Below are 22429 nucleotides of genomic sequence, written 5' to 3'. Positions count from 1 at the left end.
TTGAAGTTTATTTTTGTTTATTGCCAACGTTTGGTCGGCTAATAATAATGTATGTCCCTTTAACTTGCTGGAAACAGGACCCGGATACATGAATACCTTGATCTACTACAGTTTTAACGTGATGATCCTCGCGGTGGTGATATTGATCGTCGGGATGTTCAAGCCCAAGTGGATTCTGTTGTGGATGGATAAACCGGGGCGGTTGCCGGTAATCGCCATTGCCGGAGCGATTTTCATGGCCGCCGCAGTGATGTTCGGCGAGGGTAACAAGCAATTACAGACTGAAAAAGCCAAGCAGGCTCAATCGCAGCCCCAGCAAAAAGCCAAGGAAGAAGTGCCGGATCTTCATTAAGCTCTCGCTCAAACCCGTAAGCCGCGAACCAGCGTTTTCAAGACCTGCAAGTCTTCGGCCGCAGTGCAAGGTTCGTAGCGCAGGCGGATAAAAACCGCTGCAATCCGTTCGATTGGGTCAGCCAAGTCCGGCCGCGCGATCTTGGCGCGTTGCGCCAGGGTCTGCGGGCCGTCGCCGGGACCGAAGTCGACGCCCGCCTGGCGCAGTTTGTCGCAAAACTGGCGGTAGGCCAGCAATACCGGGTCGCGCCGACGCCGGTTCGGCCTTAACAACCGCCAGGCCAACAGGCCTCCTAACCCGCCCACGCTGAGCACCAGCCAATAACCCAGCTTGACGAAGTCGTCGATACCCAGGCTTTGCAACAAAGCCTGTTGATTGGCGGTATCGTAGTTGATGACCCAGCGCTGCCATTGGTAATCGACGTTCTGCCACAGTTGCCGGCTGCGTTGTAGCCAGGTCAAGGTTTTGGCATCGAGTTGAATCGGGCTGAAATTCAGGGCTCCGCTGGCGATCTGCAAATCGACGTTCACGCTTTGTTCGATCCGTTCCGGGGCTATCGCGGCGGTCGGGTCAAAACGCACCCAGCCCTTACCGTCCAGCCAGACTTCGGCCCAGGCATGGGCGTCGGCTTGGCGGATTTCCAGAAAACCGCCTAGCGTGTTAAAGCGGCCGCCTTGGTAGCCGCCGACCACCCGCGCCGGGATTTCGGCGGCCCGCAGCAGATAAACGAAAGCCGTGGCGTAATGGCTGCAAAACCCGGCGCGGCGTTCGAACAGAAACGTGTCGACCGGACGCTCCGGCATCGGCTCCGGATTCAAGGTATAGCGAAAATTTTCGCGGTGGAAGTGCTGCATCAGATTAGCGATCAGCACCTCCGGCGATGTCTCGCCGCCGCGCAACTGGGCGATCAAATCGCGAATTTGTTCGGAAGGCTTGCCGGGCAATTGCAAGTTTTCCCGACTCTCGGCCGGGTTGATGTCGCCGGTGTTGTAGACCGGCGTTGATGAAATCCGATATTCGGCGCGGTCGCCGGGATCTTTGTTGGTGGTTAACTGGTACAACTCGTTGCGGCGCAGGCCGGCGCTGAATGCGCTCGGCAATTCCAAAGCAAACACCCAATTTTGTTTTTGCGGCTCCATCAGTAAGGTGTAATCGTAAGTCTTGCCGCTGAATGTCGGCTGATCGGGATTGGCCGCGCGGAACAAGGCCGGCGCCGCCTTCCAGGCCGAGCCATCGAAAAGGCTATAAACCGGGCCGCGCCAGTAACGCTGGGCCGGCGGCGGCAGATCGCCGTCGAACTTGACCCGAAACACTAGTTCGGGGGACAGGCTCAATTCGGTGATCGAGCCGGGTTCCAGCGTATCGCTCAAGCCGCTTTTGGCTTGATTGTCGGCATCCAGCCAACTCCAGCGCGGCGCTTCCAGCCTGGGAAACAACACAAACAACACCATGGCAATCGGCAGACTTTGCAGAATCAGCGTCGCGGCGGTTTTCAGGGCCGGAACGGTTTGCGGCGAGACGCTGTTTTGGGTGATCAACGTCGCCAACAGCACCGCGCAGACCAGCACAATGTAAAGCGCCATCAAGATGCTTTCTTCGTACAAAAACTGGGTTGCGGCGACAATGAAGGCCAGATAGACGATGACATACACATCGCGCTTGCCCTGAATTTCCAGTAGCTTCAGTCCCAGCGCTACGACAAACAACGCGGTGCCGGCGTCGCGGCCGAAAATGCCGCGGTGCTGGCTGTAGACCAAGCCAATGCCGGCCAACGTCAAGCCAAACAAGGCCAAACGATTCGGCAACCAGTCCGGCCGGCTTATCGCTAACAGCCGCCAAAGCCAGGCCAAGCCAAAAAAACCAATCAACAACGGCGGAACATGCCAGGCATGCGGCAAGGTAATCAGGCCGATCGAACCCGATATGAACCATAACAGGCGGGAGGAGGGGTGGCCGTTCATGCTCAAAACAGGGCCAAGGCTTGCAGACATTGGCGGTAGTGGGCCGCGCCGGTATCGGGCTGCAGGCGCAGATTGGGCAGCACCAGCCCGTAGCGCAATCCGGCTTTTTCCGCATCGATGATCCAGCGGCAGAGTTGGCTGAGGCGTTCCTCGCGGTTGTGTCCCGGCGCCTGTTGATAGTCCAGCCATAGCTCGCTGGAGCCTGCGCCGGCGTATTGCTTACTGAATACGCCCTGGCCCTTGGCGAAGGTTTTCCAATGAATCTGCCGAATCGCATCGCCGCGTTGATAAGGGCGCAAACCGTAAAATTCGTCGCCCTGGCGCCGGCTCTGCCCCTCGGCGACGGCACCGTCGTCGCTCTGCGGAAACGGCAATTGCCGCTTGGCCGGTTTGGGATAAACCAGCAACGGGCTGTCGAATCGTAGCGGCGCCCAGGCTCGAAACAATCCCAACGGATACAGGCTGGATACCGTCAATGTCTGCGGTTGCAGCCAGCCGCGGCGAACTGTCGCTTGATACAAAGTTGCGGTTTGGGTTTCGGCCGGCGCCAGACTGATAGTCAGCTCGGTTTGCAAATGTAGTTGGACGGCAAACCGGCTGAGCCGGCCGGGATTACTGATCTGAAAATTAAAGGCTCCCGCCTGGCCGGCAAACACGGCCGGTTGTCGGCCGGCCCTGACGATCAACCCGGCCAGAGCTTTGAAGCTGTGCAAAATCGCGACAAAAAAAATACTGGCTAACAAAAAGCCCAGTAGATAAGCCAGGTTATTGCTGTAAACGAAGCCGATCAGCAACAACAACAGGATCAGCAGGACGAACCCCAAGCCACGCTGGGTCGGCAAGATAAAGATTCGGCGGTGGCCCAGCGTGATCGGGCCGGCGGCTGGCGCTTCGCCCAGGAAAAACCGCGACAGGCGAAAGCGGTCCGGTAACGATAACGCCGCCGTGTTCAATGAACCGGCACTTGCGCCAGTATCGGCGCGACGATGCCGACCGAATCGCTGGACCCGGCATTCAAGCGGTGGCCGGCCACTGCCGGTAACACGGCTTGCACATCTTCCGGTAGCACCGCGTGGCGCTTATCGATAAAAGCCCAGGCTTTGGCGGCGGCCAGTAAGCCGAGGCCGGCACGAGGCGACAAGCCGTTGACGAAATCGGGCGACTGCCGGGTGTAAGCCAACAGGGCTTGTAAATAATCCAGCAAAGCGGGCGAGGCGTGTACGCCAGCTGCCGCTTGTTGCAGTTCGACCAGCTGCGTCGGGCTCAGGGCTTCGGGCAGCTCATTAATCAATAGATGGCGAGGTTGGCCGGCCAACAATTCGCGCTCGGCCTGGCGGCTGGGGTAGCCCAGTTCTATCCGCATCAGAAAACGATCCACTTGCGATTCCGGCAACGGAAAGGTGCCGATTTGATTGGCCGGATTTTGGGTCGCAATCACGAAAAACGGCTGCGGCAAAGCATAGGTCTGGCCCTCCACGGTTACCTGGCGCTCTTCCATCGCTTCCAGCAACGCACTCTGCGCCTTGGGCGTGGCACGGTTGATTTCGTCGGCCAGAATCATTTGTTTGAAGATCGGGCCCGGGTGAAAGCTGAATTGCTGCTTATGGGTGTCGAATACCGTCGAGCCGATGATGTCGGCCGGTAAGATGTCGCTGGTAAATTGAATCCGCTGGTATTCCATGCCGAATAGTCGCGCCAAGGTGTGCGACAACGTGGTTTTGCCGACGCCGGGAATGTCTTCGATCAGCAAATGGCCCTTGGCCAGCAGGCAACAAACCGCCAGCTGAATTTGGCGTTCCTTGCCCAGAATGATCTGGTTGGCGGCGGCGAGTAGCCTGTCGAGAGCAAAGTCCATCGCGAGATTCATGGCAGAAATGTCGATGTCTCGAGTATAGACCAGCTTGGTTGCGCCGGCAGGAGCTTCGTTGTATAAACCAAAAGGCCGGCATCGGCCGGACCAAGCCATGCAGCACCGCTGCGGAGACTGAAATGAAAGAATATCAAGACGTGCGCGACCAACTGCTGAATATGCTGGAAGATCTCGACGACCGGCTGGGTAAGATTACCGCCGATGTGAAGCACGCCGAGCATCCGCTGGATAAGGATTTCTCCGAACAAGCCGTCGAAACCGAAAACGATCAAGTGCTGGATGCCTTGGGTAATGCGGCCCGCGACGAAGTCGAAAAAATCAAACAGGCCATTATCAGAATCGATGCCGGCACGTATGGGGTTTGTGTCAGCTGCGGCGAACCGATTCGGCAGGAGCGGCTGGCAGCGCTGCCGTTCGCCAACCAATGCCTGCGTTGCGCCGAACGCAGCCAGAGCCGGCAATAGTCCGTTCCAGCTACGGCCGATCCCGGCTAGCGGAGGATTTTGCTGCAGCTATCGGCGGCACATGTCAGAGCGCTGCCACGGAAAATCCGAACCACTCGTCCAGAATCTGGTGCACGTCGTCGACGCCGACTTTGTCTAAGGCCGAAAACAGCTGCAAGCTCACGACAATATCGACCCGGCTCAACTCCTTCTGCACTTGTAGCAACGTGGTTTTAGCCGCGCCGAATTTGAGTTTGTCGGCCTTGGTCAACAAGATATGCAGCGGCAATTTGCGGTGTTCGCACCACTCGACCATTTGCCAGTCGAAGTCGGTCAACGGATGGCGGATATCCATTACCAACACGATGCCGCACAAAGCCTGGCGTTGGTTCAGATAGGTTTCCATCATTTTCCGCCACTCTTGTCTCATCGCTTCGGGGACTTTGGCGTAACCGTAACCGGGCAAATCCACCAGTTTTCGCTCTGGGTCGATTTCGAAGAAATTCAACAATTGGGTGCGGCCGGGTGTCTTACTGACTCGGGCGAGGGCATTCTGCTGTACCAGTGTATTGATCGCGCTGGATTTACCAGCATTGGAACGGCCGGCGAACGCAATTTCCTTGCCTTGATCCGGCGGCGCATCCTTCAGTTTGGGGGCGCTGTTGATGAACTTGGCCTGGTGGTAGATCGGATTCATCCAGTCTCGCTTACAGTGATTAAATCGGTTAGAATCCGGCCATTATAGCGCTTGGCGGCCGACGGCCGCGTGCTTTGTGCCGATCAACCTTTCCTGAGCAGGGGCCCATAATGATAAGAAAATTGCTGACTGTTTCCATCTCTTTGGCGTTGGCGTCCGCCGCCGGTTATGTCCACGCCCAAGGCAACGCCAGCGCCGGCAAGGCCAAGGCCGCCAGTTGCGCGGGTTGCCATGGTGAAGACGGTAACAGTACCATGCCAAGCTTCCCGAAGTTGGCCGGCCAGCACCAGGGCTATCTGGTGAAGCAATTGCAGGCCTTTAAAAACGGTAGTCGAATTGCGCCTATGATGGCGCCGTTGGCGGCCGGACTGGACGATCAAACCATTCAGGAAATCGCCGCTTACTACGCCGGCAATAAAATCTCCGCCAACCCTGCTCCGGTTTTGCCGGCCAGCGACGACGACGATGACGCCCCGGCCAAAACCGACGAGCAGAAAAAAGCCGAGTTGGCGGCATTGATCGCGCAGGGCAGCGATTTGTACCGCAACGGCAATTTGAGCCGGGAAGTCTCGGCTTGCGTGGCGTGTCACGGCCCTTATGCGGAAGGCAACAAACCGGCCTCGTTCCCGTCGCTGCATTCGCAACATGCCGATTATCTGATCAAAACCCTCACCGATTTCAAAACCGGCGCCCGCAGCAACAATCGGGAAAACATGATGCACATGATTGCCACCAAGATGACCGATGAGGATATCAAAGCGGTTTCTTATTACATCTCGACGATGAAATAAGGCCATCGAAGCCGATTGTCGGGATTATTTTTTACGGAGAACTTTGATGCTAAAAATTATTGCGTTGCTGGGGCTGTTCGGTTTTGCCACGTTGGCGAATGCGGAAGGCGGTTATGATCCGGTCTCGCCGGCGCAACCGGTGCAAAATCCGGCTAAAGTCGAAGTTATCGAGTTTTTCTGGTACGGCTGCCCGCACTGCTACAGTCTGGAGCCGGCAATGGTGGAGTGGCTGAAAACCAAGCCGGCCAACGTCGAATTTATCCGCCAACCGGCGGTGTTCAGCGAGCTGTGGGGCAAGCACGCTAAAGCTTATTACACCGCAGAAGCTCTGGGTGTATTGGATAAGGTGCATGCCGACCTGTTCAACACCGTCCAAGCAGCGCTTCGAGACAAAAAGCCGGCACTAACAGACGAAGACGACTTGGCGAAATTTTTTGCCGCCCACGGCGTGAAAGAGGAAGATTTCCGTGCCGCCTACAGCTCGTTTCTGGTCGACGCCAAATTGCGCCAGGCCGAATCGATCGGGCCGCGCTACGGCATTACCGGCGTGCCTTCTCTGGTGGTCAACGGCAAATACAAGGTGACCGCGCAGTCGGCCAAATCACAGGCCAATATGCTTAACGTGGTCAACCAGCTGATCGCCCAGGAAAGCCCCCAAAAATAAGGCTGCAACAGCCTTGGCAGCTTCCGGCAGGGACGCGGAAGCCGTCCGTCGCAATTTTGGCCATAGGCTATACTTGGCCCGATGAAAGTTTCGATATTGAGGCGGAGTTCATGGTTTTTTTCAAAAACAAGGAAGAAGGGCCGGAAAAGTGGAAGGAGAAATATCTCCGGCTTTTGGATGAGCAGGAACAAAGCGAAAAGCAGTTCAAAGCCAACGAAGAATTACTCTGCAAAACCATCGTCCGTTTTGCGTTAGCGGTGAAAGGGCTCAACCGGCAGTTAGACCCGCATTTGAACCGGATCCGCAATTTGTTGAAAAGCGGTCTGCAAAGCCAACAGCTACAACACGAATTGGCTGCCTTCTCGGCCGCGTTGGCCAAATTGGAAGATTCGGCGGAAACCAATTTTGCCGATGCCGGCTTGTTATTCGAATTTCTCGGCAAACAATACCCGCCGTTGCAACTTCGCTTCGACCACGTTCGCGACGATTACGAAAACCGCCGGTTTAATAACAACCAAGGATTGTTCTTGGCGCTGTTGGAACTGATCGAAGCCGAAAACAAAGCTCAGGCGCTGCCGGCTCTCGGTATAGAGCTGCCGGCCGGCGACATCGATGTCGATGCGATCCACATTCAGTTGATACGCTTGCTGGACAATGCCGAGATCCCGTCGTTTTTCGCGGCGGATGCCGAGCAACTGAAACAGCGGATCCAGAACGAACGGCAGCCTTTGGGTCGGGTGTTCGACGATACCATCAGTCTGTTGCTGTCGATAAAAAACCATCTGGAAGCCGAGCAGCGCGAAATGGCGGTATTTCTGGCCGCGTTAACCGAACAGTTGACGGAGCTTGGCATCAGAGCCACCGGCGTCAACTTGGCTGCCGAAAACAGTTTGAAAAAACGTAACCTGTTGGATCGCACCGTATCCGAACAGATTCAGGAATTGAAGGAAAAGGCCGAAAATGCCACCCAATTGGAACCGCTCAAGCAAGTCGTCAGCAGCCGGCTCAGTACCATCAGCGAGCAAATTCAGGAACACAATCGCCGGGAACAACAGGAACGCGATCGGGTGAGTCAAGAAATGCAGGCCTTGGCAAATAAATTGAAAGAAATGGAAACCGAATCCGGCGAATTGCGTTCGCGACTGGATGTCGCCCAGCAGCGGGCAACCCGCGATCCATTGACGGGTTTGCCGAATCGACTGGCTTTCGAAGACCGGCTCGCCGACGAAATCGCGCGTTGCAAGCGGCACAAGTCGCCGCTGACGATGATCGTCTGGGATGTGGATTTGTTCAAGGCTATCAACGACACTTACGGCCATAAGTCCGGAGATAAGGCGTTAGTCATTATCGCCAAGTTATTGACCGAACATTGCCGGCAAACCGACTTCGTTTCCCGTTTCGGCGGCGAAGAATTCGTCATGTTATTGCCTGACACCAATGCCGCGGCCGGACTGCAAGTCGCCGAAAAACTGCGTAATACGGTACAAGGCTGCAGTTTCAACGCCAATGGCAACAAAGTGAACATTACCCTGTCCGGCGGCTTGAGTCAGTACCGGGAAGGCGATAGCACCGAGGCTTTATTCGAACGTGCCGATGCCGGCTTGTACCAGGCCAAGCATTCCGGTCGGAATCGTTGCGTCGTGGTTTAGAGCGATTGTACGATGGCGATTCAGTCTCCTTATTCCGCCCCGTTCGATATCGAAAAATTTCTGTATAAGTTGGTGATCCAGCTTTTGATTTTCAGCCAGGGCAGCCACAAATTGCTGGAGCCGCATCTGGTGACGATCGGCGCTAGATTGCGCAGCGGCGCAAATTTGCATGACTTGTTGCAGGAGCTGCAAGCCGTGTCGAGAACGTTGTTGCAAATATCCAAGCAAGCCAAGGACGCGCCCGGAAGCGATAGCGCGGCCGCTGCCCAGCATGACTATGTGTTTCAACGCCTGGAGGAATTGTTAGGCGAAGCCGAGGTGCCGCGGAGATTTCAGCAGCAGACTACGCTGCTCCGGCAACGCGTCCACGCCAGACAAACCGGGCAAGCGTATAAACGCGTAATCGACTCGGCGATCGAGTTGTTGTTGAACATCAAGGACTACGGAGCTTCCGAGAAAAAGGATCTTGATCTGTTTCTGGCCGACTTGACCGATCAACTGGGCGAAATCGAGCAACAGGCCGAAACCGCCAGCAAAGCCAACAAATTGTCGATGGACAATCGCAACGACCTGAGCGAAAGAATTTCGCGGCAGGTCGGTGATTTGAAGGACTCTGCACAATCGGCGCAAGGACTGGCCGAGTTGAAAACCCACACCAGCGAGCACCTCGACCGCTTACTGGAACAATTGCTCGAACACAAGCAGATGGAAGACTTGCGCCAGCTCGAAGCGCAGCAGGAAATCGAGATCATGACGCAAAAATTGCAGGCCTTGGAAACCGAAACCGAGACTTTGCGCACCAAGTTGAAAATCGAGCACGACAAAGCAATGTGCGATTCGCTGACCGGGTTGCCCAACCGGTTGGCTTACAACAACAGAGTGGAAATGGAAACGAATCGCTGGAAGCGCTACAAGGAGTCGTTGGCGTTGGTGATTTGGGATATCGACCATTTCAAGCAGATTAATGACAATTACGGCCACAAAGCCGGCGACAAGACTTTGGCTTTGGTCGGTCAATTATTGTCAAGCAACTGTCGGGAAACCGATTTCGTCGCCCGATACGGCGGCGAAGAGTTTGTGATGCTGATGCCCAGCACCCCTGAAGACCAAGCCCTGGAAGTCGCAGACAGCATTCGCAGTATTGTGCAGCATTCCGGATTTCATTCCAACGGCGAGGAAATCAATTTAACCTTGAGTTGCGGCGTCAGCGAATTCAAGGAAGGCGACCAGCACGAAGACGTTTTCGTTCGAGCCGACCAAGCGTTGTACCGCTCCAAACAACAGGGGCGAAACCGTTGTACTTTATTCACCGACGATCTCGGCTAGGGGCGCGGCAAGCGCCCGCCTGCGCTATCTAACGTAATTGCCGGGCGGCAAGGCGGGATTAGTTGAAAAAGAAAGGGTAGCGGGCGGAACGGTAAGGCCGGGTAGCGGCCATACAGCGATCGAACACGGTAATTGCTTGGTCGCAGGAAATCACTTCTTGCTGGCTGTCCAAAATGTAGTGGGCCAAATTCAAAATGCATTTCCAATGCCGGCGATCGTCGATAATCCGGAAGGCTTCGGCCAGTAATTCCTGCATTTTCTTTTCGCGCTCGGCCCTGGAGGAAATGAAGTGCTCCAAATAGCTTGAGGCGGTTTCCAAATCGCTGTATCCGCCGTAGTTGTGCAGCGCGTTGAAATTAATCAGGTTGAGATTGAACACCTCGTCGTCGCGGATTGCCACGTATTTGGCTTCGGCTAACGGGCCGGCCAGCAGATTCACGACATCGGCTTCGTAAGCTCTTTGGCAACTGTGCTGTTGATGTTCTGCAAGTATTGAAAAACTTTCGACGACTGCGATCGGCAGGTTTTGGATCAGATTACCGTCCACCACTTTGGCAAAAAACTGGTCTTTACCCGCTCCGGGGCGTTGGACATGGATTTCGAAAAACACGGGAGGTAATTGCTTTTGCCGGTTGCCAAGGTAAATGGCCGCTGCGTGGCCGGCTTCGTGAAAAGCGGTGCGTAAGTCCAATTCGTCCGGATGCACGAAAGTGGACGTCGAAGAATGGTAGTTTCTTTCCATAATGACAACCTCGTCCAAAAAAAGATGCGGCGCAAGGCCGCATTGAGGAAGGATATTAAAACTCTTTACCCTTTAGGAGAGGGAGCGCATACATAAGAGTTGCATATAGTTTACTGGCGGGCTAGGGATTTGAGAATGTGACAAATTGCCGCGCGGCAAACTGTCGCTCGATATTGAGGCTTGGAAAACATCGCGCCGAGGGCACGGTTTCGGCGGCCGTAGTGTCTAGCATTAGCGATCAGCGTTCTGCGGTTTGCCGAACCAAAACGGTAACGACAGCACCGCCAGATAAACCAGCCAAGTCGCTAATTGCCGGTTGTTCAGCGTGTAACTTAGCGCGACCGGCAAACCTTCGGCGATGCCCGGATGAGCCTGGATGAAATCCCGGCCCACCATAAATGCCAGGCTTTCGCCGACCACCATTCCGGCAATTGCGAAACACAGCAAGTAGGCGACGACACGGCTATGTTTGAGGCCTGATTCCCAGCCTATCAACTGATCGAACGCCAGCAAGCCGCCGTTGGATTTCCCAGGTCCCAACCATCGGGACACGATTAGCGCGACCAAGCCGGAAACCGGAACCGAAAACTGTTCGATCGGGAAGCTCAGATAACGGCCATTGACTGCCAGGCCGTAAGTTTTGTACAGCGCCAAGCCGACAAACAGTAAGTATCCTGTCCGCAATGCCTTTGCCAGCTCCAGCGATCCGGGGCGGCCGGCCAGGATCTGCTGCACCCGGCCAAGCAACAACCCGGCCATTGCCGCGTTGGCCACCACTATTAATAAGGTGTATAACCTTTGCCAGTCGCTGTAGCTGGTATACCAAAGGAAATCGGCCAGCGTGACCAAACAGGCGCTGAAGGTCTGAATCGTCGCCAAAACCAGCAGCATCCCCCGCCAAGGCAAGGCTTGCAGCTTGTTAAAAAAGACTCCAACCACCGCCAAGCTAAGCAATGTGGCCGCCGCCAAGCGCCATGTCCAGTTCGGCGTTTCCAGCACCGGCCCGGTTAACGGAAATACCGGTTTGCGGGAAGCCGAGAACAGGCCCCAGTTAGCGCCGACCACGCCTTCCAACTCGCTTTTCCAGGGCTGATTGAAGGCTTCGACAATGTTGTAATCGAAATTATGGCGCTGGGCGACCTGGATCATGCCGCGGATGAACTTGGCTTCGTTGACCACGCTCGGTACTGCCAGACCGCGCTGGCGACCGGCACTGGGCCAGCCGGACTCGCCGATCAGAATCGGTTTGCCGGGGGCGATGCCGCGCGCTTCGTCTTCCACTTGTTTGACGATTTTCTCCAAATGTTGCGTCGCATTTTCCACCGAGATCGGCTCGTCCTCCCAATAGGGCAGAATATGAATGGTGATGAAATCGACCTCGTTGATCAGTTGCGGATGCTTCATATACATAGACCAGACGTCGGCATAAGACACCGGTTGCTTGACCGCCTGCTTCACGGCGCGGATGTAACCGATCAGCCGATCGACATCCATTTCGCCGCGCAACAAAACTTCATTGCCGACGATGACCCGTTTCACGACATCGGGATTCGCGTTCGCTGATTTGATCAAGGCTTCCATTTCCCGTTGGTTGTCGAGATAAATCGCATCGATCCAACAACCCTGAATCATCTGCAAACCGTATTTCCGCGCCAATTCGGGCGTGGGTTGCATGCCGCCCAGACTGGAATAGGTGCGGATGGTTTCGGTTTTATCCGCCAATAAACGCAAATCCTCATCGACGTGTTCGGGCAGCGGAAACTTTGCCAGCAACGGATTGAAGCCTTCACGGAACGGCGCAAACGACAGACTCATCAACTTGCCGGCCGGAACGTCGGTGCCGGCATCCTGCGGGCGGTTACTGAGCCAGGCATAGCCGCCGTGAACTGATAAAATTAGGATCAAACAAAGCAGGAGTCGGAGGCTGGGCATAATGTCGCGTGCTGAATTAACGGGCAAATATTTTGTCCGACGATTAGCAAAAAGCGCCGGTTATGGAATTATAAGGCATAGCTGCTTCGCCCGATTGCAAGGTTTTCTCGGCCGGCGAACCGAGCCGCCTCGGCGGCAAAATTGTTAAATAATTTCTGTACTTTACCCATGGGTTCTGGTTACAGTATCGCGCTTTTTCTGATGTTCGGATGCCCTGTCGAGCTATCCGCTAATTTGTCTGTTTTATGAGGTTTTGTATGCATAAAAAGGTTATCCCCATGCTGTGTGGCGCGATGTTGCTGTCCGGTTCGCACTGGGTTTTGGCGGCGGCGGACAAGCTACCGGCAAGTACTAACGTCAAATTGGGGGCGGCAGAAGAGTTTTGTTCAGAATTTACCGATCCGAAATGGCGCGAGGCGCAAGTGATCGACGGTGTGGAAATTCAGGAGTCGCGGATGTGCAATCCGGACAACCCTGCCGAGATCGCTGCGTTTGTAAAAGGTACCAACAATATTTCCATGGCGACCCTGATGGAAACCCAGTTGGCCGCCGATGCGATCACCGTCAGCAACGACATGGACGGCGACGGCGATCCGGACCATTACATCATCAAGCTGGAAATCGCCGAGCTCAACGGCCATTCGCCGGACATGAAGGAACCGACTACGACTTTCGACATTGCCCCCGGCATTCAGCCCACGTTCTGGGTTTATGCGCCCAAAACCCGTGACATGTCGACTCTGAGCCTTTACGAACCGGTGGCAAATCCACTATTACGCGCACCGTCGCCGGTAATCCGCGTAGAGCAAGGTGACATCGTTTGGATTGTGTTGGAAAACAGCCATTACTTCCCGCATTCGATTCATTTGCACGGTATCGACCATCCTTACATGGACCATGGCGGCGAAGGCAACGACGGCGTCGGCCAGACCGGGCAAATGGACGTGATGCCGGGCCAAAGCAAAACCTATGTCATCAAACCCCGTCAGCCGGGCACGATGTATTACCATTGCCATGTTCAGCCCCACACGCATATTCCGATGGGGTTGCAAGGTATTTTTGTGGTGGAAGAAAACCGCCCGAATAACTGGGTCCAGGTGTTTAACGTCGGTGCCGGCCAAGTCCGCCATCCATCGGTAGCGGTCAAGGAAAAATACGCGGGCGAATACGATCTGCACTACCAGTCCGCGGACAAGGAGCTGCACGAAATGGTGCGCTCTGCTAACGATCCGCGGATTATCGCCCGGCGCATGAATCAGGAATACGATATCACCGAAGCCAAGCCGGATTACTTCATGCTCAACGGCCGCTCGTTCCCGTACACTTTACGCGAATCGTTGATCCTGATGGAAGAGAATAAAAAGGTCAAAATTCGCGTCCTGAACGGCCACGAGGAAGAGTTCGCGTTGCATATCCACGGCCATAAACCGATGGTGACGCATTACGACGGCGTCGATAACGGCCCCTCTTCTTATATCAAGCGCGACGTGCATGGCATGGTGCCGGCACAGCGACTCGATCTGGAACTTAGCGGCGTCGACGACGGCTTGAATAGTTTCGGCCAAGGCGTCTGGATGTTTCACGACCATGTCGAGAAATCGTTCACCACCAACGGTATAGGCGAAGGTGGCGACATTAGCTTGGTGGTTTACAAAGGCTACATGGATGAGCGCGGCATCCCCAAAGTTCACGGCATGAGCTTGGCGCCTTATTTCACCAAGGAATTCTGGCAAGGCAAATTCCCCGCTTGGCAGGATTACGATGCCTGGAAAAGCCTGGGTTTACCGGACATTTCCAACAAAAAGCAAGCCGCATTCGTTCCGCCTCCGCCTGCACCGGCTAAAACCGATGCCGCTGGGCAACCGGCGTCCGCGGAACAATCGTCATTTTTCGGCCAATTGGTTACCGGTCTGATTTTAGGCGGTTTGGCTTATGTCGGTTTTGCCAATCGGCAACGTATCCTGGATTTATTCGGGAAAAAGTAATCCGTACTAGCCGCTAACACACGCCGGTGTCGAGCTTGTCTCGGCACCGGCGTTTTGTTTTCAGCCGATGTAATATTGGCGCATCATGCCCAAGTCTTCGTGCTCCAGATTGTGGCAGTGATACAGGAATAAGCCCTTGTAATCCTGGAACGGCTTGATGATGTTCACCTCTTCTCCCGGCATCACCAATACCGTATCCTTCCAGCCCGAATCGATAAACCCGTCTTTCACCGTTGCATAGTCTGCGGCTTTGGTATTGGCACTGTTGCGGGACAGGATCTGGTACTGCTGACCATGCAGGTGTATCGGATGGGCCATTTCCATCATCATGCCCCCCATTCCGCCCATGCCCCTGCGGTCCGATTCCGCGCCGCCGCGCATGCCGCCCATCCGGCCCATGCCCATACCGCCGCTGTGTTGGCCCTCCGCGCCACCATGGTCGTGGAAGATTCTGATTTTTTTGATCGAGCCCAGCGCCACTTTCTCGTAATCCATGACCCTGTCCATCGAGAACGAAAGTCCGTTCAATAGCGGCCGCATATGGCGAATCGACAAAGCTATCGGAATCGGGTTGTCCCGGTTGTCGACATTAGCTTCGCTTAGGCGCTGCAACGGCACCAGGGTTTTCGGCAACTTCGGCGAGTCGGCAACTTTTTCGCTGACCTTGAACGCCGCGATCGGAAATTTCGCGCCCTGCGCCAACTTGCCATGCATCATGCCCATGCCGCCATGCATCCCCGGCAAGGCGCCGGAATAGGCCAGGCTGTTTAGGGTCAAGCGCGTGCCAACGGCTCTGCCGCTGAAATCCAGCCACAAATCGACCCGCTCGCCCGGAGCCAGCATGATGTAGGGCCGGGTTTCCGGCTGCGCCAGCAATCCGGCATCGGTACCGATCGCTGTCAATGGCGTGCCGTCGTCCCAACCAAGTTTGTAGATTCTGGAATTGGAGCCGTTGACGGCACGAAACCGGTATGCGCGGGATTTGACGTTGAATTCGGCCTGCGGTTTGCCGTTGACCAATATCGTGTCGCCCAAAAAGCCCATCATCCGCTCCGGCATCGCCTGCAGATATTGCAATTGGTTTCGCTCGTCGAAACGCCGGTCTTGAATGACAAGCGGCAGATCGAATTCGCCGCGCGGCAAATCGAGCTTGGCTTCGTCGGCATCGTTGACCACGATCAAGCCGGCTAAACCGCGATAAACTTGTTCGGCGGTCAAGTCGTGGGCGTGCGAATGGTACAAACTGGTGCCTGCCCGATTCAGTACTTCGAATTCGTAAACGTATTGCTCACCGGGCTGTATCGAATACATCGGGTGGCCGTCGCTGTGCTGCGGCACATGCAGACCGTGCCAATGAATGATGGACGGTTCCTGCAGGCGGTTATTGAAAAATATCCGTACCTTCTGGCCCTGCTGCAAGTTTAGGATCGGGCCGAGATAATTGTCCGGCACTGTCCGCAATGTGCTCGCCGGCCCGTTTAAAAGCGAGGCGCTGTAGGTTTGTACCCGGGTGGCCGGGCCGTCTGCAAAAACGCGTACTTGCGATGTTTGCGCGGAAAACTCGATTTCGACATCGGCATTAAATCCCGGCGTGGCTTTGCGCAGCAGGCTGCTGCCGGTCGCCGCCGACAATCCAGGCAGCGCCGCGAACGCCGCTCCCGCTGCCGAAGTTTGCAAAAACCGCCGTCTGCTGTGGTTGGTTTGATGCGTCATTTTCCTCTCCCCCTGTTGGCCCTTTGAAAAAGCTCATAATTATTGGGTTTGAACATACTCCAAATTCCAGTGCCGAACAACTTGCCCTTAGGCCTTGACCGCCAGCCCGCGGCAACCCAATCACAATCCGGAATTGGGTGTTAGAATGCTCGGCGAGCGATATGCAAACGCCTAACCGGGCCGATTTAACTCCGGTCGGGGCCGCGGCGGGCAAGCGTAAAACTATTAAAAGAGGACATTATGCGTAACTGGAAACTGTTGCCGGCGCTGATGGCGGCAACCCTGGTAGTAGCTGCCGTTTTGTACGTGGCGTTCTACTTCGTGTTTCTCGATTTTTTCGTCGATTTATGGTGGTTTCGCTCGCTGGAATTCGAAACCTACTTTTGGTTGAAGCTGCTCTATCGCTTTATCTTTTCCGGGGCGGTTACCGCATTCTTCTTTGCAATCTTCCTGTTTCATTTCTGGATCGCCTCCCGTTACTTGGGCCTTAACCCGCCTGACGACATCTTGATGGACGACGGCAAACGCCGCCGTTTTCAGCGTTTTGCCGATGTGTTTATGACCGGCTCGGCCAGGGTTTACACGCCGGTATCACTGGTGTTGGCGATCGCGATCGCGGTTCCGTTCTACTTGCAATGGGAACAAGCGCTACTGTTCTTCTTCGGCGAAGCCGCCGGCATCACCGACCCGGTATACGGCAACGATGTCAGCTTCTACATGTTTTCGTATCCGATTTACATGTTGATTCAAAAGGAATTACTGACTACGGCCGCGCTGGTGCTGTTGGCGACAGGCGTGTTGTATTGGCTGGAACACGTGTTTGTACCCAACCAAAGTAAGGAGTTTCCGCTCGGCGCCAAAATCCATCTGGCGGTTCTGTTCGGCTTTGTCGTGCTGTTCGTGATCTGGGGCTTTCTGCTGGACCGGTTTTCGCTGCTGTATTCCGACCAAAACGAACCGGTGTTTTTCGGCCCCGGCTTTGTCGAATTGCATTACCAATTGCCGTTGATTTGGCTGGAAATATTTTTCATCGCCGCGATCGCGGTCTCTATCGTGTTTTATGCATTTTCGGAACGGCACCGCAGCAAAACCCCGACCATCGTTGCCGTGCTCGGTTATCTGGCGGTTTGGGGGCTGAGCGGCTCGCATACCATTCCGGAAATGATCGAAAAGTTTATCGTCAAGCCTAATTTTACCCGGACAGAGGGCGATTCGATGCTGCACAACATCGATGCGACGATGGCGGCTTACGACCTGAACAACATCAAAGTCGTCGATTTCAAAGTCAATCTCGACGCGACCAAAGATATCGAGGCCTGGTCCAACGTCAAGCATTTCGAAAACATTCCGGTCTGGGATCGCGAGTTTTTGATCGACAGCTACATGCAGTTGCAGGGCTTGCGCTCGTACTACGTGTTTCCGACTGTCGACGAAGACCGCTATTTCATCAACGACCATTTTCAGCAAGTCAATCTGGCGGCGCGGGAAGTCAACATCGAGCGCATGCCGAAGGAAGCCCAAAACTGGGAGAACACCCATCTGCGCTTCACCCACGGTTACGGTGCGGTGGTTTCGCCGGCGGCGCAAGACGCCGGTATTCCAATCGTCTGGTATCTGCGCGATTTGAACATGAGCTCCGACGTCGGCTTTTCGGTCAAATATCCGGATATTTATTACGGTCTGGAAAAGTACCGTTATGCCATTGTGCCTAACCAACTGGCGGTATCCGATATCTCCACGTCGGCACCCGACGAAGGCAAAGATTACCGCGGCAATACCGGCATCCCGATCCCATCGCTGTTTAGAAAGCTGTTGTTTGCCTTTTATTTGAAAGACGAAAAAATCTTTTTCTCGCCAAGTATCTCGGGCGATAGCAAATTATTGTTGCGCCGCAATATCGACGAGCGCATCAGCGCGTTGACTCCGTTCCTGCATCTGGACAAAGACCCGTATCTGGTCATCGACAAAGACCGGTTTTACTGGATCCAGGACGCCTATACGCTATCGAAATACTATCCGGTCTCGAAACCGGCCGCCGACGATTATCTGGACGGCAGCCACCAGTTCAATTACATCCGCAATTCGGTCAAAGTGGTGGTCGACGCTTACGACGGCAGCGTCGACTATTACATCGCCAACCCGGACGACCCGATTATCAAGGCATACAGCCGCGCCTACCCCGGGCTGTTGAAAAACCTGAAGGAGATGCCGGACCACTTGCTGAAACATTTGCGCTATCCGCGCGATTTGTACTTCATGCAAATGAAAATTTACGCCAAGTACCACCAAAACACGCCGGAGTTGTTTTACGAGCAGGCCGAAACCTGGCAATACGCGACGGTCGACGGCCAATCGGTTTTGCCCTATTTCATTACCATGGATTTCAATCGTTGCAACGACACCGAAGAATTCGTCATGATCAATCCGATGACGCCGATTCGTCGCGACAATCTGAGCATGGTCGGCCTGGCCGGCACTTTGGACGAAGCCGACTGCGGCCGCGGTTACAAACCCGGCATTACCATCTTCAAATTTCCGAAGGATGTACAGGTCAACGGTCCGTCGCAGGTCAATGCCTTGATCGACCAGAATCCGGAAATTGCCGCCCAATTCACGCTGTGGAACCAACAGGGTTCTGAAGTGAAAAAAGGCCGCATGGTGATTTTGCCGATGGGCAATTCGATTTTGTACGTGCAGCCGATTTACATGCTGGCGACCAAAACCAAAATGCCCGAGTTAGCCCGAGTTATCGTCTCGATCGGCAATCAAGTGGTGATGGATAAGACGCTGCAGGCGGCATTCGACCATTTGAAAGCGCAGTTTATCAAAGGGGCTAACGGCCCGGCCTCCGGCATTTCGGCAGTCGGCGGCAAATAAGCCTTTGGTGGTTTCTGCGGTTCAATGCAGCAGCATGGAGCAAAGCTGGTCTTCCAGCTCCATGCGCTCTGCCAAGTGCTCGCCGAGTACCGATAAGTCTTGCGCCAGATTATCGGTTTTGAATTTGCGCCGGCCTTCGTCGTAGGTGTCGCTGAACGATACCGCAGAGGCTGTGATCTTGGAAAACGCCGGATAAATCCGTTCCGCATAGTTCAGCGCCGTAGATTCGTCCTGTGTTTCGGTTAATAGATGCTCGTAAATGCCGAAATGGCCGAGTGAAATATAATCGATCAGTAGCTGAGAGAATTCGGATAGCACGGAGCGCAAATGACTGTCGCCATTGAATGGCAGCATTTTCCCTATCTGGCAATACAACTCCCAAACCGCAGAGCGTTCGGCCAATAATGTTTCGACCCAATGCCGGGCGCTGGCGCTTTTTTCGGCGCGGTAGACGTTAGACTCGATCACTGAAGTTCTCCCTAAATAAAATGACGAGCCTTAAATTTAAGTCACTTATTAACAATATTCAACAACACATTAAAAACAAAGCATTTTTTAATGAAAAATGTGAACGACTCAGCACCTGGGATTTTTGTTTTTGTGGCCCTGCCCTGTGAAGCAAAGCCCCTGGTTGCCGCCTGGAAGCTTAAAAAAAACACGCAAATACAAGCGTTTGCCACTTACCAGAATCAAAACAGCGTTCTTACGGTTAGCGGCCTGGGAAAAGTAGCGATGGCCGCAGCAGTGGCCTACACGCTGGCGCGCCACCCGGATGTCGCGCAACCGTTGTTGTTGAATTTGGGCGTGGCCGGACATCGCAATCTTCCGCTAGGCAGTTGCGTTTTGGCTGATCAAATCATTGACGCCGACAGCGGCCGGCGCTTTTATCCGCAATTGCCTTTCTCGGTGCCGTGTCCGACCCACGCTTTAAAAACAATGTCCCAAGCAGATGAGACATATAGCGACGGCTACATCCGCGACATGGAAGCCTCCGCCTTTTTCGAAACCGCGGTTAAATTCAGTTCCAGCGAACTGGTTCATTGCTTGAAGGTGGTATCCGATAACGCCGACTCGCCGCTGGCGAACATCACTGAGGATGCGGTAACAAACTGGATTGGCGGCCGGCTTTCGGTTGTAGCAGACCTGATAGTTGCGCTGAGGGAGTTGAGAGCTGTAATAGCGGGGCCTGACGGGCGGGATTGTCAAGGCATCCTGAGTCGATTTCATTTCACCGCGAGCAATGCTGCAAAATTACAATCGCTATTGAACCGGTGGCGTTTGATGAATGGCGTGTCGGTGGATTTAGCGAAAATCGATGCCAAAAACGCGAAAGACTTGATTGCGCAACTGGAAGCCTTAGTGGCTGAAAAGCAATTTTATTTGTAACGGGAAGGCCGTTCTGGAACGGTGGAGCAGACGGGATAAAAAACAGGGCGCCGAAGCGCCCTGCCGCGAAACGATTACAGCAATTTTTTCAAGCCATCGATGCCGGCTTTCGCTTTTGCCAAGTGCTCTTTAGATTCTTGCAGGTTGGCGGCTTTAGCAGCGGTGATAGCGGCTTTCAGGTGAGATCTGACTTTTGAATTTTCTCTGGCAACTTTGTCGTTGGCATTGATTTCTTCGGAAAAATCAGCGGCTTTTTTGATCAGGGCTGCAACTTCAGCGTCTTCAGCGCCGTTGTTAATCGCAGTCTCGGCAGCAGCGATACGCTCTAAAACGCCATTGATCGCATCAATAGGTTTGTAGGACGTTCTGCCGGCTTCGGCAACCGCAGCAGTCGAAAAAGAACCCATAGCGGCAGCCAAAGAGAACGCGATAACAGCACTTTTTAAAATTTTCATGTATTGAACCTCACAGTTATTTTTATAAGAACATATAGCTGCTAATCCAACCGATTTAGCCACCACATGTTGGGCCGGGATAATAGCATAGTTCATGCGCTTTGCTAGCGAGTTTATTGGCGAAAATCAGGGTTTTTCCGGCCCGTTTCGCCTCATTCGACGCTGACCAGTAACTTATCCAACCACGCTGTCGGCAGCAGGCGTTTCAGCCAGGCAAACAGATGGGTCGGGACGGTCACCCGGTAACGGATTTTAGGTCGCGCGGACTCCAATGCCGCCGCGACCTTTTCGGCGACCGCCGTGGCCGGCAAGGTAAATGGCGCCGCCGGACCTTGCTTTTGCAGGCGGGCCTCCATGGCTCGATAGGTTTCTTTGTGGACGCTGCGTTCCGGGTCGATGTTTTGCCGGTACAAGGCAAACGCGTTCTGCCGGAAACGGCTCTCGATCGGCCCCGGTTCGATCAATACCGCATGCACGCCGCTGCCGCGCAATTCCAGACGCAAAGTATCGACCAAACCCTCCAGCGCGAACTTGCTGGCGTTATAGGCGCCGCGGAATTTCATCGCTACAAAACCCAGCACCGAACTGTTGTAAATGATCCGGCCGTGGCCTTGCCGACGCATCACCGGCAACAACAAATTGGTTAACTCGTGCACGCCGAAAAAGTTGGTTTCGAACTGGTTGCGTAACACGTCCCGGCTTAGGTCTTCCACTGCGCCCGGCTGGCCGAAAGCGCCGTTGTGAAACACCGCATCGAGCTTGCCGTCGGTTACCCTCAATAACTCGTCTACAGCAACACGAATGCTTTGCGAGTCGGCCAGATCGAGTTGCAGGCATTCGTAGCCCTCGCCGCGCAAGCGTTCGACATCCTCCGCTTTGCGCGCCGAGCAGATCACCCGGTGGCCGCGTAATTTCAGATACAGCGCGGTGCTGTAACCGATGCCCGACGAGCAACCGGTAATAAAAATGATTTTGCCTTGGGTCATGGCTGGCTCAGGTCGCTTTCGCTGAAGGTATAGGTTTTACCGCTGCTGCAGTTGATCGAGAACACCAACTGGTCCAATTTGCTTTTGCCGTTCAGTTCGTCGGCTTCGACCCGTTGGCATTCGCCGCCGGCCAAGGCTTTCTGAGCTGCTAAACGCCGAAATTTCTCGACATCCGGCAGCCGGGTTTCGAACGGCTTGATTTCAACCGGTAATTTCTCGGGATCGTAGGGTGGGACGGCAAAAGCGGAAAACTGCAGCGGATTTTGCTTGATCAGACTTTGGGTTTGCTCGCTTTCCGATTTGGCCGCCTGCTTGGTTTGCGCGATCAAGTCCAGTTTGGCCTGCTGCGCCGCGCGCTCCTGCTCTGACTGCAATTTCTTCAATTCGGCTTCGTCGGCTTGCTTCTTCTCTTGTGCGGTGATGTCGACGCTGCTGCCGGTCTTGGGATTCATTTGCACCGCTTTATGTTGCTCGGTGCACGGCGACGACTGATAGTTAGTATGGCCGCTGGCATCGGTGCATTTATAAACGCCTGCCCAGCTGTCGCAAGACAGGCACAGGGCAAAAACAAAGAACAGATTTTTCATTGTATTCCTGTTG

The 22429-nt window shown here is 54.6% G+C and carries 20 protein-coding genes; 9 read left to right on the top strand and 11 right to left on the bottom strand.

Going from position 1 to position 22429, the window contains the following annotated elements; translation table 11 throughout:
• The first annotated feature begins 88 nt into the window (after window positions 1–88).
• The gene (locus PL263_RS13850) at window positions 89–352 is read left to right on the top strand and encodes a hypothetical protein (protein ID WP_140913573.1); all 264 of its coding nucleotides are present in this window, start codon (window positions 89–91) and stop codon (window positions 350–352) included.
• Window positions 353–360: 8 nt separating this feature from the next.
• Here the strand turns inward: PL263_RS13850 and PL263_RS13845 are convergent, their stop codons facing one another.
• From PL263_RS13845 to PL263_RS13835, 3 genes are read right to left on the bottom strand one after another with little or no spacing between them, the layout of a single operon-like run.
• Window positions 361–2313: a DUF3488 and DUF4129 domain-containing transglutaminase family protein gene (locus tag PL263_RS13845; protein ID WP_278209902.1), complete on the bottom strand. Its 1953-nt coding sequence runs from the start codon at window positions 2311–2313 to the stop codon at window positions 361–363.
• A gap of 2 nt (window positions 2314–2315) precedes the next feature.
• Window positions 2316–3266: a DUF58 domain-containing protein gene (locus PL263_RS13840; protein ID WP_278209901.1), complete on the bottom strand. Its 951-nt coding sequence runs from the start codon at window positions 3264–3266 to the stop codon at window positions 2316–2318.
• Window positions 3263–4168 (bottom strand): MoxR family ATPase, encoded by a 906-nt coding sequence (locus PL263_RS13835; protein WP_278212881.1) that lies wholly within the window; start codon window positions 4166–4168, stop codon window positions 3263–3265. Before PL263_RS13835 ends, PL263_RS13840 begins: the two co-directional genes overlap by 4 nt.
• A 134-nt stretch (window positions 4169–4302) precedes the next feature.
• Between PL263_RS13835 and PL263_RS13830 the strand changes: the two genes are divergently transcribed.
• A complete protein-coding gene (locus PL263_RS13830) occupies window positions 4303–4647 on the top strand; it encodes a TraR/DksA family transcriptional regulator (protein ID WP_278209900.1) in 345 nt (114 codons plus the stop codon).
• Between the two features lie 64 nt (window positions 4648–4711).
• Here the strand turns inward: PL263_RS13830 and yihA are convergent, their stop codons facing one another.
• Complete coding sequence (yihA, locus tag PL263_RS13825) at window positions 4712–5323, bottom strand: ribosome biogenesis GTP-binding protein YihA/YsxC (RefSeq protein WP_140913577.1); 612 nt, start codon at window positions 5321–5323, stop codon at window positions 4712–4714.
• A 110-nt stretch (window positions 5324–5433) separates the two neighbouring features.
• On the opposite strand from yihA, the gene PL263_RS13820 reads away from it, so the two are divergent.
• From PL263_RS13820 to PL263_RS13805, 4 genes are all read left to right on the top strand, one after another.
• Complete coding sequence (locus PL263_RS13820; RefSeq protein WP_278209899.1) at window positions 5434–6114, top strand: c-type cytochrome; 681 nt, start codon at window positions 5434–5436, stop codon at window positions 6112–6114.
• Between the two features lie 46 nt (window positions 6115–6160).
• Window positions 6161–6778, top strand: a complete 618-nt coding sequence (locus tag PL263_RS13815; RefSeq protein ID WP_278209898.1) for a thiol:disulfide interchange protein DsbA/DsbL — start codon at window positions 6161–6163, stop codon at window positions 6776–6778.
• 110 nt (window positions 6779–6888) lie between these two features.
• A complete protein-coding gene (locus tag PL263_RS13810; RefSeq protein WP_278209897.1) occupies window positions 6889–8427 on the top strand; it encodes a GGDEF domain-containing protein in 1539 nt (512 codons plus the stop codon).
• A gap of 12 nt (window positions 8428–8439) precedes the next feature.
• Window positions 8440–9753 carry a GGDEF domain-containing protein gene (locus PL263_RS13805; RefSeq protein ID WP_278209895.1) on the top strand — a complete coding sequence of 438 codons (1314 nt, stop codon included), beginning with the start codon at window positions 8440–8442 and terminating at the stop codon, window positions 9751–9753.
• 58 nt (window positions 9754–9811) lie between these two features.
• On the opposite strand, the gene PL263_RS13800 is transcribed toward PL263_RS13805, so the two are convergent.
• Both PL263_RS13800 and PL263_RS13795 read right to left on the bottom strand, forming a co-directional pair.
• Window positions 9812–10495 carry a hypothetical protein gene (locus PL263_RS13800; protein WP_278209893.1) on the bottom strand — a complete coding sequence of 228 codons (684 nt, stop codon included), beginning with the start codon at window positions 10493–10495 and terminating at the stop codon, window positions 9812–9814.
• A 231-nt stretch (window positions 10496–10726) separates the two neighbouring features.
• Window positions 10727–12400 carry an exo-beta-1,3-glucanase gene (locus PL263_RS13795; RefSeq protein WP_347568917.1) on the bottom strand — a complete coding sequence of 558 codons (1674 nt, stop codon included), beginning with the start codon at window positions 12398–12400 and terminating at the stop codon, window positions 10727–10729.
• Between the two features lie 284 nt (window positions 12401–12684).
• Between PL263_RS13795 and PL263_RS13790 the strand changes: the two genes are divergently transcribed.
• Window positions 12685–14412, top strand: a complete 1728-nt coding sequence (locus tag PL263_RS13790; RefSeq protein ID WP_140913583.1) for a multicopper oxidase domain-containing protein — start codon at window positions 12685–12687, stop codon at window positions 14410–14412.
• A 60-nt stretch (window positions 14413–14472) separates the two neighbouring features.
• Here PL263_RS13790 and PL263_RS13785 read toward each other — a convergent pair whose 3' ends face one another.
• Complete coding sequence (locus tag PL263_RS13785) at window positions 14473–16125, bottom strand: multicopper oxidase domain-containing protein (RefSeq protein ID WP_278209889.1); 1653 nt, start codon at window positions 16123–16125, stop codon at window positions 14473–14475.
• Between the two features lie 240 nt (window positions 16126–16365).
• On the opposite strand from PL263_RS13785, the gene PL263_RS13780 reads away from it, so the two are divergent.
• Complete coding sequence (locus tag PL263_RS13780) at window positions 16366–19002, top strand: UPF0182 family protein (protein ID WP_278209888.1); 2637 nt, start codon at window positions 16366–16368, stop codon at window positions 19000–19002.
• Window positions 19003–19023: 21 nt separating this feature from the next.
• On the opposite strand, the gene PL263_RS13775 is transcribed toward PL263_RS13780, so the two are convergent.
• A complete protein-coding gene (locus PL263_RS13775) occupies window positions 19024–19470 on the bottom strand; it encodes a sigma D regulator (RefSeq protein ID WP_260839377.1) in 447 nt (148 codons plus the stop codon).
• A gap of 90 nt (window positions 19471–19560) precedes the next feature.
• On the opposite strand from PL263_RS13775, the gene PL263_RS13770 reads away from it, so the two are divergent.
• Window positions 19561–20388: a hypothetical protein gene (locus tag PL263_RS13770; RefSeq protein WP_278209887.1), complete on the top strand. Its 828-nt coding sequence runs from the start codon at window positions 19561–19563 to the stop codon at window positions 20386–20388.
• Window positions 20389–20462: 74 nt separating this feature from the next.
• On the opposite strand, the gene PL263_RS13765 is transcribed toward PL263_RS13770, so the two are convergent.
• From PL263_RS13765 to PL263_RS13755, 3 genes are read right to left on the bottom strand one after another with little or no spacing between them, the layout of a single operon-like run.
• On the bottom strand, window positions 20463–20939 hold the full coding sequence (locus PL263_RS13765; protein ID WP_260839378.1) for a hypothetical protein: 477 nt from the start codon (window positions 20937–20939) through the stop codon (window positions 20463–20465).
• A gap of 56 nt (window positions 20940–20995) precedes the next feature.
• A complete protein-coding gene (locus tag PL263_RS13760; protein ID WP_278209883.1) occupies window positions 20996–21829 on the bottom strand; it encodes an SDR family oxidoreductase in 834 nt (277 codons plus the stop codon).
• Window positions 21826–22416, bottom strand: coding sequence for a DUF4124 domain-containing protein (locus tag PL263_RS13755; RefSeq protein ID WP_140913588.1), 591 nt, complete (start codon window positions 22414–22416; stop codon window positions 21826–21828). The genes PL263_RS13760 and PL263_RS13755 overlap by 4 nt, the downstream gene beginning before the upstream one ends.
• Between the last annotated feature and the right edge of the window lie 13 nt (window positions 22417–22429).

The sequence above is a fragment of the Methylomonas sp. EFPC3 genome (assembly GCF_029643245.1).
In the GTDB taxonomy this organism is placed as follows: domain Bacteria; phylum Pseudomonadota; class Gammaproteobacteria; order Methylococcales; family Methylomonadaceae; genus Methylomonas; species Methylomonas koyamae_B.
Note: the sequence above shows the minus strand (reverse complement) of the source record. Positions and strands in the feature narration are given on the sequence as shown.

Coding starts and splice junctions, on each gene's coding strand:
- PL263_RS13790 (WP_140913583.1), top strand. CDS start 12,685: ATGCATAAAAAGGTTATCCCCATGCTGTGTGGCGCGATGTTGCTGTCC.
- yihA (WP_140913577.1), bottom strand. CDS start 5,323: ATGAATCCGATCTACCACCAGGCCAAGTTCATCAACAGCGCCCCCAAA.
- PL263_RS13805 (WP_278209895.1), top strand. CDS start 8,440: ATGGCGATTCAGTCTCCTTATTCCGCCCCGTTCGATATCGAAAAATTT.
- PL263_RS13755 (WP_140913588.1), bottom strand. CDS start 22,416: ATGAAAAATCTGTTCTTTGTTTTTGCCCTGTGCCTGTCTTGCGACAGC.
- PL263_RS13765 (WP_260839378.1), bottom strand. CDS start 20,939: ATGAACTATGCTATTATCCCGGCCCAACATGTGGTGGCTAAATCGGTT.
- PL263_RS13785 (WP_278209889.1), bottom strand. CDS start 16,125: ATGACGCATCAAACCAACCACAGCAGACGGCGGTTTTTGCAAACTTCG.
- PL263_RS13770 (WP_278209887.1), top strand. CDS start 19,561: ATGAAAAATGTGAACGACTCAGCACCTGGGATTTTTGTTTTTGTGGCC.
- PL263_RS13850 (WP_140913573.1), top strand. CDS start 89: ATGAATACCTTGATCTACTACAGTTTTAACGTGATGATCCTCGCGGTG.
- PL263_RS13830 (WP_278209900.1), top strand. CDS start 4,303: ATGAAAGAATATCAAGACGTGCGCGACCAACTGCTGAATATGCTGGAA.
- PL263_RS13800 (WP_278209893.1), bottom strand. CDS start 10,495: ATGGAAAGAAACTACCATTCTTCGACGTCCACTTTCGTGCATCCGGAC.
- PL263_RS13815 (WP_278209898.1), top strand. CDS start 6,161: ATGCTAAAAATTATTGCGTTGCTGGGGCTGTTCGGTTTTGCCACGTTG.
- PL263_RS13760 (WP_278209883.1), bottom strand. CDS start 21,829: ATGACCCAAGGCAAAATCATTTTTATTACCGGTTGCTCGTCGGGCATC.
- PL263_RS13845 (WP_278209902.1), bottom strand. CDS start 2,313: ATGAACGGCCACCCCTCCTCCCGCCTGTTATGGTTCATATCGGGTTCG.
- PL263_RS13780 (WP_278209888.1), top strand. CDS start 16,366: ATGCGTAACTGGAAACTGTTGCCGGCGCTGATGGCGGCAACCCTGGTA.
- PL263_RS13810 (WP_278209897.1), top strand. CDS start 6,889: ATGGTTTTTTTCAAAAACAAGGAAGAAGGGCCGGAAAAGTGGAAGGAG.
- PL263_RS13835 (WP_278212881.1), bottom strand. CDS start 4,168: ATGGACTTTGCTCTCGACAGGCTACTCGCCGCCGCCAACCAGATCATT.
- PL263_RS13820 (WP_278209899.1), top strand. CDS start 5,434: ATGATAAGAAAATTGCTGACTGTTTCCATCTCTTTGGCGTTGGCGTCC.